Below are 1,397 nucleotides of genomic sequence, written 5' to 3'. Positions count from 1 at the left end.
GCTGGCCCCGAGCGGGCTGCTGGCGGCGACCCTGGAGACCCACGAGGCGACGGCGTCATCCTGCGCGACACCCTGCGCTACGCGCACGCCCGCGCGCACCTTGAGGCGGCGGCCGCGGCGGCGGGGCTGTCGATCGTGTCGCTGGACGCGGCTTCCACCCGCACCGAGAAGGGCGCCCCGGTGCCGGGTCTGGTGGCGGTTCTGGGCGGGTAAGGCGCGATCCGGCCAAGCGGCCTGTGTGCGATCGGTGGAGCGCTCGTGCAATGGACCCGAGGCGGCAGCCGATGAGCGGGCGGTGGGAGCGGCACATCCGGTCCGGCGCCGTGGCGACCGCCCCCCGGCATCCCGCCCACGCGCGCCGGAGCGAGGCGCTTTCGCGCCTTGGCGTTCCTTGACAGCCAATCGCCCGCTCCCCTATATGCGGGCCTTCGCGCGCGGCCCCAGGGCCGGCGGCGTGGCAGCGTAGCTCAGTTGGTGAGAGCGCCGGATTCATAACCCGGAGGTCGGCGGTTCAAGTCCGCCCGCTGCTACCACTCGCATCTGTCATCCCCTCCGTCTCGACCGAAAGCCCGTGCGCCGCCAGGAAGCCGCGGGTCGCCGCGCGCGCCTCGGCGGTGCGCCCGACCAGGAGATGGCCGCCGGTCTCGAACACGATGAGGCGCGCCCCGGCAATGCCCGCCGCCGCCCGCGATGCGGCGGGAAGGGTGTTGAATGGTCGTCCCGCGCGGTGATGACCAGCGTCGGCGCGGCAATGCGCTCCAGCGGCATGTCGCGGGGAACGAAGGCGCTGTCGATGCGGATGCCTTCGGCGCGCGCCGAGAGCGGCGCGATGGCGGCGATGGTGGCGGCGATGCGGGTGCGCTCCGCGTCATCCGCGGCCGCAAGCAGATGCGGCGGCACGCCCACGAACCGCACCACCAGCGCCGGGGCAAGCGCGGTCAGCGCCCACCAGAACAGGTCCCCGCCCGCCTTCACCACGGCGAAGGCCAGCCGACTGCCGCCCGTCGGGTCCACCGCCACCGGGCTTCCGGCGCGTGGAGCGCCGGCACCGCGAGGATCAGCGCCGCCACCCTGTGCGGGTGGCGCGACGGCGAGCGCGACGGCGGAGCGCGCTCCCGCCGACAGGCCGAGCACGATCGCGCGCTCGATGCCGAGATGGTCGAGCAAAGCGGCATGGGCATCGGCCTGCGCATCGGCATCCGCTGCCGCCGGCACCGGCGTGCGCAGATAGCCGAAGCGAGAGGGGGCGATCACCCGCGCGCCGGCGCCGACCAGCTGGTCGGCATGGCGAGGCCCTGGTCGAAGCCGCCGCCCGCGCCGTGGATCGACAGCAGCGCCGGCCCGTGGCCGGCATCGGCATATTCCACCGGCCCGGCGGGCAGCGCGGCGACGCGGCT

1 protein-coding gene, 1 tRNA gene and 1 pseudogene are annotated in these 1,397 nt (G+C 75.1%); 2 read left to right on the top strand and 1 reads right to left on the bottom strand.

Going from position 1 to position 1,397, the window contains the following annotated elements:
* Both AC2W7M_RS25470 and AC2W7M_RS25465 read left to right on the top strand, forming a co-directional pair.
* Positions 1 to 213: pseudogene (locus tag AC2W7M_RS25470) on the top strand (hypothetical protein); the annotation flags it as partial.
* A 243-nt stretch (positions 214 to 456) separates the two neighbouring features.
* A tRNA-Met gene (locus AC2W7M_RS25465) sits at positions 457 to 533 on the top strand.
* A 10-nt stretch (positions 534 to 543) separates the two neighbouring features.
* Here the strand turns inward: AC2W7M_RS25465 and AC2W7M_RS25460 are convergent.
* On the bottom strand, positions 544 to 1,254 hold the full coding sequence (locus AC2W7M_RS25460) for a hypothetical protein (RefSeq protein ID WP_486135892.1): 711 nt from the start codon (positions 1,252 to 1,254) through the stop codon (positions 544 to 546).
* Between the last annotated feature and the right edge of the window lie 143 nt (positions 1,255 to 1,397).

The sequence above is a fragment of the Xanthobacter sp. BG11Y11_SDJG genome, from assembly GCF_057364445.1.
This window is presented reverse-complemented; position numbering and strand designations above follow the sequence as displayed.